Genomic DNA, 12,765 nt, shown 5'->3' with positions numbered 1-12,765 from the left:
AGATCCGCAGCAGTTCGCGCCCACGGGAGCCGGCATGAGTCTCATCACCCCACCGCGGCCGTTCGACATCACCGCGCTCTTCCCTCAGCTGGCCCCCCTGGCGCGCACGGCGACCCGGCTGCATCCGCGCCCGGGATCGCCCACCGTGCACGACAGCTCCGTCGGGGGGCCGCTCCTGTGGCCCGCCGACGAGCCGTGGCCGTACTGCGACGAGCCGCACGACAGTCGCGTGGCGCCGGTGGTCCACTCCCCGGACGACATCCGGCTACTCCGCCGTATCCATGCCGCATCGGCCGAGCGGCTGCACCTCGACCCCGAGGCAGCCCAGTGGACCCCCGAGGAGCTGGCGACCCTGGAGCGGATCAGGGCGGGCCGCCCGTGGTTCGACGGCCCGATCCCCCTCCTGCCCGTGGCCCAGCTCTACGCCCGCGACATCCCCTTCCCGTGCCCGCCCGACGCGGACCTGCTCCAGGTCCTGTGGTGTCCCTTCGACCACGCGGACGCCCACCCCGTCACCGCACTCTTCTGGCGCTCCTCCGCCACCGTCACCGACGTCCTCGACGCACCGCCCGAGCCGCCGATCGTCCAGCTCGACCGCTACCTCCCGGAGCCGTGCCTGTTCTCACCGGAGCAGGTCACCGACTTTCCCCACCCCAGGGAGCTGGACGACGAGCTTCGGGACCAGTTGAACGACGCGCGCCGCTGGGAGACGATCGACCCGGCTCAGTACAGCACGTACACGGACGATCTGGGCGAGCTCTATCTGGGCAACCTCTCCACCGCCCCCGGCTGGAAGACCGGCGGCTGGACCACCTGGGGCGACATCGACCCCGTGGACCGCCCCTGTCCGGAATGCGGTACGGAGGAGGTCCCGCTCCTCACCATCGCCTCCTCGGAGTGGGACGGCATCAGCAAGTCCTGGATCGCCGAGGAGGACCCGGCGAACCCGGCCCCGCCTCCCCTGGGCGCCCGGGACGGCAACTTCACCTTGATCGACATCGTCGGCGGCTACAACCTCCAGCTCCACGCCTGCCCGGCCGACCCGTCCCACCCCCACATCGAGCTGGTCCAGTGACCAGCACGCCAGGAGCCGGCAGGAGCCGGCAGGAGCTTTGCCGGTGCCCTGGACGCCCCGGCCGCGAACTGGGACTCAGGGTGGCGGCCACTCAGTCGTTCGGCATCGGCCCGGTCCCTCAGCGCCTCGGCGGAGTTCGTCATCGTCACGCAGCCCGGCCGTTACTGTGCCCGCATGAACGGTAAGGATGAGGCGAGAGCTCGTCCCGACTGGCGAGTGCTCATCGTCGGAGGCGCGTCCGGGATGGGGAAGACCAGTGTCGGGCGGGCATTGGCGCGACGATACGACATCCCCGTCGTGGAGGTCGACGACATCGTGGAGGCCCTCCTCGCGATCACACTGCCGGAGCAGCTGCCGGAGATCCACTTCTGGCGCACTCACCCGGACGCCGCCCACCAGAGGCCCGAGTCGGTGGTCGAGCGGCAGATCGCGGTCGCCGAGAAGCTGGCGCCGGCGATCAGGGCGGTGGTCGCCAACCATGTGGACACCGACACTCCGGTGATCCTGGAAGGGGACTACGTCCTGCCCGGACCGACGACCCCCGGCGGCCCCGTCCGTGCCGTTTTCCTCCATGAGGACGACGAGGGGCAGGTGGCGGCCAACTACCTGTGCCGGGAGCCGGAGGCCGGCCCACAGCGCCATCGCGCACGCGTCAGCGTGCTGTACGGCCGATGGCTCGCCGCGCAGGCGCGGACTGCCGACGTGCCGGTCCTCGCCCCGCACCCCTGGGAAAGCCTGACCGACCGTGTCGTCGCAACGATAGAAGGCACAGACCGCCGCCAGCTCTCGCCGCGGCGGTGAGCGTTGTGACGGTGGCGGGCGGGAGGCCGCCGAGGAGCCGGGGAACTGCTCCGGCGCGGGCACCGAGTCGCCCGACGACAGGCCGTGCGGGCAGAACGGAGGAGGCACCTTGCTGGTCTGCGGACACACTCCCGGAATACCTCGCTCCGTAAGGGAGTTGAAGGGGTGGTCCGATACAGAGCGCCGTTCTCCCCGGGCGACAGCTTTTCCCCCGGACGAGCGAAGGAAGAGTGAGAGATGAAGTCCGTCATCCGGACGGCTGCCGGCGGACCCGAGGTCCTCCGACTCGTCGAGCGTCCGGTGCCCGAACCCGGCCCGGACGAGGTACGGGTCCGTGTACACGTCTCAGGTGTCAACCCCACGGACTGGCGCAGCCGCAGGCGTCCGTTGCCGCCGGGCATGCCGGAGCAGGTGCCCCACCAGGACGGCGCAGGGGTGATCGACGCCGTCGGTTCGCAGGTCGACCCGGTGCGGGTCGGGCAGCGGGTGTGGATCTGGGAGGCCGCGTGGGAGCGGCCCTGGGGAACGGCACAGCAGTACACGCTCGTGCCCGCCCCGCACGCCGTCGACCTGCCCGACCACGCTCCGTTCGAACTCGGCGCCGCCCTGGGCATCCCGGCCCTGACCGCCCACCGCGCGCTGACCGTTCACGACGGCGGGCCGGGGCGTGTCGCGCCCGGCACCCTGCGCGGCGCGACCGTACTGGTGGCAGGCGGCGCCGGCGCGGTCGGTAACGCGGCCATCCAGCTCGCCCGCTGGGCCGGAGCGCGTGTGGTCACCACGGTGAGCAGCCCTGCCAAGGCCGTGCTGGCGCGTGCGGCAGGGGCCCACCAAGTGGTGAACTACCGCACGCAGGACGCGACTGCGGAGATCCTGGCCTTCGCCCCCGAGGGCGTCGACATCGTCGTGGAGGTCGCACCGGGCGCCAACTCCGCTCTCGACATCGCGGTGGCCGCCCCGGGCGCTGTGGTGGCCTATTACTCGGGCGGCGAGGATGAGCATCTCTCCGTCCCGGTACTCTCCTCGCTTGCGGCGAACCTGCGCTGGCAGAGCGTCTTCGTCTACACCGTGCCGCGTGCCGCGAAGCAGCAGGCGCTCACTGACGTCGCGGCGGCCGTGGACGCGGGTGCGCTGCGCGTCGGCGAGGAGGCCGGGTTGCCGCTGCACCGCTTCGCGCTGGAGCGTACCGCTGACGCCCACGCCGCACTTGAGCAGGGCGTGGTCGGGAAGGTCCTGCTCGATATCCCGTGACCGTGGCGCTGCTCGGATGTTCCCGGTCTCCGCAGACAGGTCATGGTGGATGGCGGGCGTAGGCAGACATCAGGGCAGGACAGGGCAGGGAGAGGCGGGCATGAGCGGAGCCTGACGCGGCGGGTTCGGGGTGGCAGGCGGATCGGCCGCCCACCACCCCGGTTGTACGGACTTCGCGTGCTGGGGTCAGTTCCAGCTGCCGGTGATGGCGAGGGTGGTGGGGTCGGCGGGGGCGCCGGGGGGTGTGTCCGCCGGTTCCCAGGTGCCGTTGGTGTGGCGCATGGTGTGCTTGATCACGCCGTCTCTGATGATGGCCGTATGGAATTCGCCGTCGACGGAGGTGGCGGCGACGGCGGTGACGGGGCCGGTACCCAGGACGGAGGCGGCGAGGTCACCGAAGGCGGTCCAGGTGCCGGTGGAGAGGCGGGCGACGTGCTTGATCCCGCCGGTGGGTTCGGTGAGCACGGCCTGGAGATCATTGCCGGTGCCTGCGAAGGCGATGTCGCTGACCTTGGCGGGGGCGCCGGGGACCTTGGTGATCTCGCCCCACTTGTCCCAGGTGCGATCGTTGTGGCGGATGGTGTGGAAGGCCCTGCCGTCGGCGAGGACCACGCCGACGTGCGTGCTGTCGCCGACACGGGCGATGGTCACCTGGGTGGGGCTGGGAAGAGCTCCGATGCCGGCGGTCAGGTCGCCCCACTTGGACCACTGGCCGGAGGCGTCCCGTGTGGCGTGGTAGACGCGGCTGTCGGTGATGGCGACGAGTTGCAGTTCGCTGCCGACGGAGGTGGCGGCGATCTTCTTGACCCCGGCGAGGGCGCCGAGTTCGGTGGTCAGGGGGCGGAAGGCGACCCAGGTGCCGTCGGGGTTGCGGACGGCCTGGTAGAGGGTGCCGTCCTTGCCGAGGGCGACGATGGTGTTGCTGCCGGAGATCGCGGCGTCGGAAGCGACGGCGACCTCACCGATGTCACCGGCCTCCTGCTCGACGTCACCGAAGGCGGACCAGTCCCAGTTGCTGTCCCGGATGGTGTGGAAGAGGTTCTTGCCGGCGGTGGTGGCGACCATCTGCAGACGCCAGGGGGTCAGGGTGGAGGAAGTGGACTGCTTCACCCAGCCGGCGAGGTCGTCGACGCGCGTGGCGCCGGCGCCGGTGCGGGTCGAGGCCGATCCCAGACAGCCGCCCTGCCAGGAGGTACTGGCCACGGCGGCGAGTTCCAGCAAGCCGTTCTTCTCACGAAGGACAGGGGCTCCGGTGTCACCCTTGCACACCGGTGTCCCGTCGATCAGGAGCTGGGTGCCGTCGACCTGGTTGACGGTGAAGGCGCCCGTGTGGAGGGTGTCGGGCACCCAGGTGTCCTTGGTGCGCCCGTAACCCGCACCCTGCATCTGCTCACCCTGCGTCGGCGCGGTCGCGCCGACCCGCAGCGGGGCGATACCGGTGACGGGGGAGGCCAGCTTGGCCAGCACCAGGTCCCGGTCCGCGCGCGGCACCAGCTCCACGACATCCCTGACCTGGCTCACGGTGGAGCCCGGCCGGGTCAGGCCGATGGTCGCGGTGGTCTTCCACTTCGGCGCGCCCGGGGCGGCCTGGTAGCCGAGATCCGGGTTCTCGGCGAAGCAGCTGCTCGCAGTCAGTATCCACTGGGCGTTGATGAGTGTTCCGGTGCAGGATCTGAAGGTGTCACCGATGGCGAGTTTCGCGGTGAAGGTGTAGCCGGTGTCAGCGACGGGCGGGCCGGCGAGGGCGGAGGCGGGAGCGGTGGGCAGGAGGAGGGGCCCCGACACCACAACCGCTGCCACTGCGGCGAGTTTCGTCAAAGAGGTTGATTTGATTCGATGCATGTCGGTTCCTTTGGATTCGGTGGTGAGCTGGAATTTCGACGCGCTACATGGGACGAGCGCATCGCGTGAGTCCCGGGGGTCTCCGGGGTGAGCCGGCCGAAGGGGCCGACCGGCCGGAAGCAGAGGGTGTCCTCCTGGCGCGTCGCCATGACCTTCACTCAAGGGCGATGCCCCGCTCCTGGAGGATCCGGTCGGCCCCCGGGTGGTTGAAGTCCGCCACCCCGCGTAGCCGGGCATCTCGCCTGCGGCCATGGCCGCGAGCAGGGTGCGCGCGGTGAACTTCTTGCGATGCGGCCCGGCCGCGGTCACGACGTGGGCCTTCATCCCCTTCCTTCGTCGTTCCACGGGGGCTGCCGGGCGTGCGCGCCCGGCGCGGGGTCGGCTGGGTGTCCTGCTCAATCAGGCCACCCAGCCGGGATCCGTCGGGTGCGCGGGGTGTTCGCACCGTGGCCGCTGCGCGCGGCGGGCACCGCCTCGACGGCCGGGGTGAGTCAACGGGTCTTCTCCACAGTGGAGTCGCGGGGGTCCGTCACACATCGCGAGCGCGATGTCGTGACCGGCCAGGGGGCGTCGTCGACGAGTCCGCCCACGTCGAGGCCTGCCCGGTGCCCGGAGCGCGGCGCGCTGTGCGCACCCGTTCCGTGAGGGTCGACAGGAAACGGCTCGGAATCGGCAGTCCCACTGCTCCGCCGAACTCGAGCACTTGCAGATTCCCCCGCATTCCGACAGCTCCCGCCCCCCGGCGACCATCAGTCGCTTTCCCCTCGCCCAGACATCATCGAGATCGTCCGGAAATGCCGTCCTTCAAGATCCCTGCTTTGCCGAGCCCATACATGTCATCGCCGCCCGGCGCGCTTGTCCACTGCCTGAAGTGGACGAAACCGGGCACCACTTGAAGATCCCGTGTGAGGTCCGTCACTTCTCCATGAAGGCCGCGCACTCCTGAGTGAGGATTTCGTATAGCGCAAACAGTGCCTTTCCTGGCCCATCGCCTGACTACTCCTCATTTCCCTTGACGCCCAATTGCTTTCCGAACCACTGCTCGGAAAAAGGGTCCAGCCCGAGCCCGCATTCGCTGTACGGCACCACAGACAAGGAGGAAAACGCCCTCATAGGGGCCAGGCCACCAGGGCCGCGGCGGCGTACGCCCTGCACGGGCACGGGCACGGGCACGGGCACGGGCACGGGCACGGGCACGGGCACGGGCACGGGCACGGGCACGGGCACGGGCACGGGCACGGGCACGGGCACCGAGAAGATCGACGGCGTTGACACCACGCCGTACAGCGTCTCGATCGACGTTTCGAAGCTCCCCGGCGGAGCCCAGCTGCGAGACGGACGCGGCCCCGAGCTGCCCGTGCGGTCAAGGCCCGCTCGGTGACGCAGTTCTCCGACTTCGGTACGCGGGTGGATGCCGAACCCCTGCCGTCCACGAAGGTGCCGACCTGACCGAACGGATATCGAATGTGTCACCCCTGCGTGCTGTCCCATGCGGGCAAACAGGGCGCGTGAGGCGTCGGGCACACGATCGGCGTCCGGACACGCCCTCCCGCACCACCATGCGCCGTTGAGGCTCGACCGCTCGCGGGCAGGATCACCGTGGACCCCGACAGAAAGGGCCGGCCGTGGCAAGTGAGTTCCAGCGCGACAAGCTCGTCAACATGTTCCGCGCGTTCGACGCGGACGAAAACGGCTACCTCGACCAGCGCGACTTCCAAGCCCTCGCGGAACGCTGGAGGGGCCTGCCCGGCGTGCGGCCGGGGTCCGAACTGGCCGCACGCGTCGACACGGTCATGCTGGGCTGGTGGGACCACCTCGCGACCCACGTGGACACGGACAACGACGGCAAGGTCGACCTTGACGAGATACTCGCCATGGTGGACCGACTGCCCGTCATGCGTGAGGTCGTCGCCGCGACAGCCGAGACCGTCTTCGACGCCGTCGACGGGAACGGCGACGGCCGCATCTCCCCCACCGAGCACCGGCTGCTGGTCGACACGTGGCACGGCGAGAGCGTCGACATCGCCGGCGTCTTCGACCAACTCGACCAGGACGGGGACGGTTACCTCAGCCGACCCGAGTTCACCGAGCTGTGGATTCAGTTCTGGATCAGCGACGACCCGGCGGAACCGGGGAATCAGCTGTGCGGCCCGGTGCCGACCCGTACCTGACGGCCATGCCACCCCCGTCCGTCCCCCGGGGGCTCCAGCGGGTCTCCTCCACCTCCGTACTCGTCAGCGAGACGGCGCCTGCGACTGTTGCGTGCCCGGGAAGAAGCGAGCCTGGTAAGGGCGCGGCCGGACTGCCGGGCGTCGGGCGGGGTCGTCACTCTCCGCAGACCGGCGCCCGGAAGCGTACGAGGTGCGGCTTCAGCCCAGCACCCGTTCGAGGAAGCCGCGCAGGTGGCCCGCTACGACGTCCAGGTGGCTCTCCAGCAGGAAGTGACCGCCGTCGATCAGGTGCAGCTCCGCGTCCTTGGCGTCGCGGGCGAAGGCCCGCGCGCCCGCCGGGCCGAAGATCTCGTCGTTGCGGCCCCACACGGCGAGCACCGGGACCTCGCTGGTGCGCAGGAATTCGTGCAGCAGCGGATAGAGCGGGCGATTGTTCTGGTAGTCCCGGAACAGCGCCAGTTGGACCTCGTCGTTGCCCTCGCGGGAGACGAGAGCGAAGTCGTGCTCCCAGGTGTCCGGGCTGACCACGCTCGGGTCGGGTACGCCGTGCACGTACTGCCAACGGATGGCGTCGATGCTCAGCGCGGCGCGGACGGCAGGTTCGGTGTCGGGACCGGGGTTCGCCCCGTAGGCCCAGACGTCGGTCCAGAACGACTCGACGAAACCGTCCTCGTAGCCGTTGCCGTTCTGGGTGACGAGGGCGGAGATCCGTTCGGGGTGCTCGAGCGCGAGGCGCCACCCGATGGGGGCGCCGTAGTCCTGGACGTAGAGGGCGTAGCGGTCCAGGCCCAGTTGGTCGAGCAGCCCGGAGGTGAGTTCTGCGAGGGCGTCGAAGGTGTAGGTGAAGTCCGCTACGAGGGGGGTGTCGGAGAGGCCGAAGCCGAGGTGGTCCGGCGCGATGACGTGGTAGTCGTCGGCCAGCAGCGGGATGAGTCCGCGGAACATGAACGAGCTGGTCGGGTAGCCGTGCAGCAGGACGATCGCGGGGGCGTCGGCGGGGCCGGCTTCGCGGTAGAAGATCTCGTGGCCGTCGACGGTGGCGGTCAGGTGACGCACCGAGTTCATGTCTAACCCCTTTGAGTGCTTAATCCGGTTAGCTACTCGCCATGCAAGCACGAGATGGACTAACCTGTCAATTGATTCGATCTGGTTAGAGGGAGAGTGGCGCCCGGTGGACACGCTGCTGGACCTGCTCAACAGCAGGCCACTGGTCAACGGCGAGGAACAGGATGCGCTCGGCGACCCGGCCGGAGGCAGACGCTGGGCACGGGAGCACGGCGGCGAAGGCAGCCGCGCGGAACTGGCGCTGCTGCGCGAGACGCGGGACCTCCTGCGGGACGTAGTGCGCCAAGAACGTTCGCCCGCCGCGTTGAGCCCGCTGCTCGAAGGGGTCTGCCAGACCCCGGAGATCACTCCGGACGGTCTTCGGTGGACGGTCGAGGCTCCGCCGCACGCCCGCCTGGCGGTCGAGGTGGTTCTCGCCTGGGCCGCCGTGGAGAAGCAAATGCCCGGCCGGCTACGCCCCTGCGCCAACGACGAGTGCCAGTTGTTCCTGCTCGACCGCAGCCGCGCCAACCGTGCCCGATGGTGCTCGATGGCGGTCTGCGGCAACCGGGAAAAGGCACGCCGCCACTACGAACGCACCCGCTGACGCGCCCCCACACGCCGGCCGCGGCCGCGTACGCGGCCGGCGCTCTCACGAACGACCCTCTGCCCGAGCAAGGTCAACAACGGGGCGCCGGACCCGTGGCGATCCCGGATCGGTTCTCGGAACCCACGCCGTTCCGAAGGGCCGGACGCTGAACCGGCTCAGCCTGGCCCCGAGCGATACCGGCGGGTGGGCGACCTACGCGGCACGTACGAGCGCCGCTCGGTGCACTCCAGCGCCGAGCGGGTCCGGCTGGTTCCGGTCAGGCTGCCGGGCCGGTCAGGACGGCCTTGGCCGCGAGCCGGAGACTCCCGATCATCGGATTCGGGTCACCTCTGCGGCTGACCAGGACGACCTGGCTGGGGGGAGCACCCTCGATCGGGACGGTGAGGAGGTCGGGACGCAGTGAGCTGCGCCGATCGCCGACCGGTAGCACAGCGATCGCCCTGCCACTTGCGACGAGTTCGAGTTTGTCCTCGTAGCTCTCGATCGGCGGCACGCCGGCCCCGAGGAGCCGGTATGAGGACCAGTCCGCGGTCTCGAACGCACACGGCGCCGCCTCCTCGCCGGCCAGTTCTTCCACGGTCACCGACGCCCGGTCGGCCAGGGAATGACCGCGCGGCACCACGAGCATCCGGGGCTCCTCGTACAGCGGGGTGGTGAACACCTCGTCGGCGGCGAGCGGCAGCGGGGCCCGCGCGATCAGGGCGTCGACGCGCTTGTCGGACAGCGCCCCGACGTCGCGGCAGCTCAGGTACCGGGTGGCGATCTCGGCGTCCGGGTGACGGCGGCGCAGTTCCCCTACGGCGGCTGTGATGACCAGGTCTTCGACGTAGCCGATGGCGATTCGTTGCGTCTCGGCTTGCTCGCGCACGGTCAGCTCGGCCTGGCGGGCGGCCTGCAGCAGGGCCTGGGCCAGGGGGAGGAACCTCTGGCCGGCCGGAGTGAGCCGGGTGCCCTGAGGCGCGCGGTCCAGCAGTCGTGCGCCGAGATGCTTCTCGAGTCTTTGGATCTGGCGGCTCAGCGCCGGCTGGGCCACGCGCAGGTCGGCGGCGGCCCGGCCGAAGTGCTGGTGCGCCGCCACCACTGTGAAGTAACGCACCAGGCGCAGTTCCAGGTCCTGTCCGAGATCGTTCACCCTTCCAGCGTACGGGTCATCCCGTTTCGGAATGATCAGGTTGCCGAACCGGTCTTGGACGGCCATGCCGTCCGGGGTCTTGACTGAAGGAGCAACGTTTCCCCGAGAAAGCGACAGGCGCGATGAAGGCGATCCAGTTCCACGAAGCGGGCGGGCCGGAAGTTCTGCGGTATGACGAGGTGCCGGTTCCCGAGATCGGCCCGGGTGAGGTGCTCGTCCGGGTGCACGCCGTGGGCATCAACCCGCCGGACTGGTACCTGCGTGAGGGGATGAAGGTCATGCCGGCCGAGATGAGGCCGGCGCTGGAGTTCCCCCTGATCCCCGGAACGGACATGTCGGGCGTGGTCCAGGCGGTCGCCCCGGACGTGCTGGGGTTCGCCGTCGGTGACGAGGTCTTCGGCATGCTGCGGTTCCCCGGATTCGACGGCCGGACGTACGCCGAGTACGTGGCCGCCCCGGCCTCGGACCTGGCTCACAAGCCGGCCGGTATCGACCACGTGCAGGCGGCTGGGGCGCCGATGGCCGTGCTCACGGCCTGGCAGTACCTGGTCGATCTCGGCCACGACGTGCCATCTCCTTTCACCGGCCAGGTGCACCAGCCCGTGCCGATCACGCCAGGGATGACCGTGCTGGTCAACGGGGCCGCCGGTGGAGTGGGCCACTTCGCGGTGCAGCTGGCGAAATGGAAGGGGGCACACGTGATCGCGGTGGCCTCGGGCCGGCACGAGCAGTTCCTGCGCAGACTCGGCGCAGATGAGTTCATCGACTACACCAGGACGCAGGCCGCGGACGTGGTCAGCGGTGTCGACCTGGTGATCGACACCGTCGGCGGCCCGGACAGCTCACGCTTCCTGACCGTGCTCAAGCGCGGCGGCACCATGCTTCCGGTGTTCTTCGCCGAGTACGACCCGGAGGAGACGGCGAGTCTGGGCATCGCAGTCTCGAACATCCAGGTGCGTTCCAACGGCCCTCAGCTGGCCGAGATCGGACGCCTGTTCGACGAGGGCAGGCTCCAGGTCGGGGTGGACAGCACCTACCCGCTGCCCGAGGCGGGCAGCGCGCACGCACGAGCCGCGCAGGGCCACATCCAGGGCAAGATCGTGCTGACGGTGGTCTCGTGACCGCGTAACTCCAGCAGACGGTGGCGAACTCCGCCCACGCCCTGGACGAGCTGCTTGTGCCGGTCCGGGAGCGGTCCTGACCGAAGGCACCACCAGGACCTTCACGACGCCCGGACAGGGAGTGCTCGGTCCGTTCGCCGGACGCGCGGCGGTGCTCGGTGCACGTCTTCATCCGTGACGGGCACACGGCCGACGAGTTGCGTGTGATGGTCCTCCCTGAGCTGGAGCGGGCGCATGTCTTCCGCGTCATGACCCCGCCGCCGACCTCCAGCCGGCCGGGAACCGGCATCGTGTCGCGTACGACAGCCCACTCCGTGTCGCTCATGCAGGCCAGGTGAGACGTCGTACGGAGTGAGCCCATGCCGCCATGACCATGCAGGCGGCGATGATCCCGCCAAGCGTCATGGCCGTGGCCGGGGAACTGCCGTCCACGACGAAGCCACCCCCCAGGGCCCCAAGTGAGAAGGTCACCTGGAAGGAGGCGGTGAACAGCACTGAGGCAGCCTCGGGTGCATGCGGCGTCGCCTTGGCGAACCAGGTCTGGGACGACACGGGCACGGCCCCATAGGCGACACCCCAGACGATCAGCAGGGCTACGGCACCGATGTCCCAGCGGCCCAGGACCGGCAACAGCAAGGTGGCCGCGGCGATCAGGCCGGCTGCCAGGCCGAAGGTGGCACGCGGCCGACGGGTGACCATTGCGCCGCCCAGGAAGTTACCGAGAATCCCCGCGGCGCCGTAGATCAGCAGGAACACCGTGATCAGCTTCGGGCTCGCGTGTGTGACCTGTTCCAAGAACGGGGTCACATAGGTGTACGTCCCGAAGTGGGCCAAGACGATGAGGAAGGTCAGCAGGAGCGCAAAGCGGGTGTTCACGCTGCGGAACATGGCGCGCAGAACACTCAGCCGCATGGCCTCGGTCGGCGGGAGTACCGGCACGACCAGGCGGAGCATGATGAGCACCCCGACGGTCAGCATGCCCATCACGACGAACGAGATCCGCCAGCCCGCCACATCACCGATGAAGGTACCGGCCGGTACACCGACCACGGAGCCCAGGGGAACCGCGGAGAAGATGACCGCGGTCGCCCGGCCGACCGATTCAGCGGGCACCAGACGTTCGGCCAGTCCGGCCCCGATCGACCAGAAGCCGCCGATGGTGACGCCCACCATCACGCGGGAGACCAGAACGAGCCAGTAGCCGGGTGCGGCAGCGGCCAGGAAATCGGCCATGGCCAGCAGGAGAACGAAGACGCAGAGCATGAGGCGGCGGTCGACCCGTGCGGTCGCCATCGTGACCACGGGCGCGGAGAACGCTGCGAGAAACCCGGGCATGGTCATCATCAGCCCCGCCATCCCGTCAGAAATGCGGAAACTGGCTCCGATCGACGTGAGCAGACCGATCGGCAGGATCTCAGTAGTGACGATCAAGAAGAGTCCCAGCATCACCGAGACGACGGCCAACCAGCCGAGCAGGGGTGATCGAGATGCTCCTATGCTTGTCAAGCTGCAGGAGCGAGGTCGGTTTGGGTGATTCGTTCGGTTGGTGTGGCGGTCAGAGCGCGGTAGACCTCGCGGGCGACGAACCGCTTGAGGCAGCGCATGATGTCCTTTTTGTTCAACCCTTCCTTGGTGCGGCGTTCGACGTAGTCGCGGGTGCGTTCGTCGAAGCGCATGCGGACCAGCACGATGGTGTGCAGAGCATTGTTCGCCGCCCG

General features: G+C 69.5%; 10 protein-coding genes and 1 pseudogene. 6 read left to right on the top strand and 5 right to left on the bottom strand.

The window, feature by feature from the left end; all coding sequences use genetic code 11:
* Window positions 1-34: 34 nt before the first annotated feature.
* The 3 genes from ACFC02_RS21200 (at window position 35) to ACFC02_RS21190 (ending at window position 3,127) form a co-directional block, all read left to right on the top strand.
* The gene (locus ACFC02_RS21200; RefSeq protein ID WP_376359328.1) at window positions 35-1,075 is read left to right on the top strand and encodes a hypothetical protein; all 1,041 of its coding nucleotides are present in this window, start codon (window positions 35-37) and stop codon (window positions 1,073-1,075) included.
* Window positions 1,076-1,249: 174 nt separating this feature from the next.
* A complete protein-coding gene (locus tag ACFC02_RS21195; protein ID WP_376359326.1) occupies window positions 1,250-1,876 on the top strand; it encodes a hypothetical protein in 627 nt (208 codons plus the stop codon).
* A 237-nt stretch (window positions 1,877-2,113) separates the two neighbouring features.
* Window positions 2,114-3,127: an NADPH:quinone reductase gene (locus ACFC02_RS21190; RefSeq protein ID WP_376359324.1), complete on the top strand. Its 1,014-nt coding sequence runs from the start codon at window positions 2,114-2,116 to the stop codon at window positions 3,125-3,127.
* 186 nt (window positions 3,128-3,313) lie between these two features.
* Here the strand turns inward: ACFC02_RS21190 and ACFC02_RS21185 are convergent, their stop codons facing one another.
* Entirely contained in the window at window positions 3,314-4,927 is a 1,614-nt protein-coding gene (locus ACFC02_RS21185; protein WP_376359321.1) for a trypsin-like serine protease, read from the bottom strand.
* Between the two features lie 1,667 nt (window positions 4,928-6,594).
* Between ACFC02_RS21185 and ACFC02_RS21180 the strand changes: the two genes are divergently transcribed.
* Entirely contained in the window at window positions 6,595-7,140 is a 546-nt protein-coding gene (locus ACFC02_RS21180) for an EF-hand domain-containing protein (protein WP_376359318.1), read from the top strand.
* 198 nt (window positions 7,141-7,338) lie between these two features.
* Here the strand turns inward: ACFC02_RS21180 and ACFC02_RS21175 are convergent, their stop codons facing one another.
* Window positions 7,339-8,205: an alpha/beta fold hydrolase gene (locus tag ACFC02_RS21175; RefSeq protein WP_376359316.1), complete on the bottom strand. Its 867-nt coding sequence runs from the start codon at window positions 8,203-8,205 to the stop codon at window positions 7,339-7,341.
* A 106-nt stretch (window positions 8,206-8,311) separates the two neighbouring features.
* Between ACFC02_RS21175 and ACFC02_RS21170 the strand changes: the two genes are divergently transcribed.
* Window positions 8,312-8,791: a CGNR zinc finger domain-containing protein gene (locus ACFC02_RS21170; protein ID WP_376359313.1), complete on the top strand. Its 480-nt coding sequence runs from the start codon at window positions 8,312-8,314 to the stop codon at window positions 8,789-8,791.
* A 259-nt stretch (window positions 8,792-9,050) separates the two neighbouring features.
* On the opposite strand, the gene ACFC02_RS21165 is transcribed toward ACFC02_RS21170, so the two are convergent.
* A complete protein-coding gene (locus ACFC02_RS21165) occupies window positions 9,051-9,926 on the bottom strand; it encodes a LysR family transcriptional regulator (RefSeq protein ID WP_376359310.1) in 876 nt (291 codons plus the stop codon).
* A 122-nt stretch (window positions 9,927-10,048) separates the two neighbouring features.
* Between ACFC02_RS21165 and ACFC02_RS21160 the strand changes: the two genes are divergently transcribed.
* A complete protein-coding gene (locus ACFC02_RS21160) occupies window positions 10,049-11,047 on the top strand; it encodes an NADP-dependent oxidoreductase (protein WP_376359307.1) in 999 nt (332 codons plus the stop codon).
* 321 nt (window positions 11,048-11,368) lie between these two features.
* Here ACFC02_RS21160 and ACFC02_RS21155 read toward each other — a convergent pair whose 3' ends face one another.
* Complete coding sequence (locus ACFC02_RS21155) at window positions 11,369-12,493, bottom strand: MFS transporter (protein ID WP_376359430.1); 1,125 nt, start codon at window positions 12,491-12,493, stop codon at window positions 11,369-11,371.
* Between the two features lie 56 nt (window positions 12,494-12,549).
* Window positions 12,550-12,765 (bottom strand): annotated as a pseudogene (locus ACFC02_RS21150) (IS110 family transposase); the annotation flags it as partial.

This window comes from Streptomyces sp. NPDC056160 (assembly GCF_042268205.1).
In the GTDB taxonomy this organism is placed as follows: domain Bacteria; phylum Actinomycetota; class Actinomycetes; order Streptomycetales; family Streptomycetaceae; genus Streptomyces.
The sequence above is the reverse complement of the archived record's forward strand: the minus strand, read 5'-3'. Positions and strand labels throughout refer to the sequence as shown.

What these genes read in the sequence shown, in the direction of transcription:
- ACFC02_RS21190 (WP_376359324.1), top strand. Translation starts at nt 2,114, where the DNA reads ATGAAGTCCGTCATCCGGACGGCTGCCGGCGGACCCGAGGTCCTCCGA.
- ACFC02_RS21175 (WP_376359316.1), bottom strand. Translation starts at nt 8,205, where the DNA reads ATGAACTCGGTGCGTCACCTGACCGCCACCGTCGACGGCCACGAGATC.
- ACFC02_RS21200 (WP_376359328.1), top strand. Translation starts at nt 35, where the DNA reads ATGAGTCTCATCACCCCACCGCGGCCGTTCGACATCACCGCGCTCTTC.
- ACFC02_RS21160 (WP_376359307.1), top strand. Translation starts at nt 10,049, where the DNA reads ATGAAGGCGATCCAGTTCCACGAAGCGGGCGGGCCGGAAGTTCTGCGG.
- ACFC02_RS21195 (WP_376359326.1), top strand. Translation starts at nt 1,250, where the DNA reads ATGAACGGTAAGGATGAGGCGAGAGCTCGTCCCGACTGGCGAGTGCTC.
- ACFC02_RS21155 (WP_376359430.1), bottom strand. Translation starts at nt 12,493, where the DNA reads ATGCTGGGACTCTTCTTGATCGTCACTACTGAGATCCTGCCGATCGGT.